Genomic DNA, 257 nt, shown 5'->3' on the forward strand with positions numbered 1-257 from the left:
CGGGTATTCGCTGGGGGATTACGTTTAAAGAGCAAGGAATGGTCATTGGAAGCTGCGGTTTTCACAACATGGTTTCCCAGCATTCTCGTACTGACATTGGCTTTGTATTAAGCAAAGACTATTGGGGAAACGGGATCGCTTTTGAAGCAGTGGAAGCAATTCTTCGTTATGGGTACGAACAAATGAATTTTCAACGTATCCAGGCATTGATTGAACCAGCAAATGTGCCATCACAAAAATTGGTTGAAAAGCTAGGG

General features: G+C 43.2%; 1 protein-coding gene. It reads left to right on the forward strand.

Annotated elements, in window-relative coordinates:
- Window positions 1-257: GNAT family N-acetyltransferase (locus tag SB749_RS20035; protein WP_410711850.1), on the forward strand; the 257-nt coding region annotated here is incomplete at both ends.

It is taken from the genome of Brevibacterium sp. SIMBA_078, from assembly GCF_046534565.1.
In the GTDB taxonomy this organism is placed as follows: Bacteria; Actinomycetota; Actinomycetes; order Actinomycetales; family Brevibacteriaceae; genus Brevibacterium.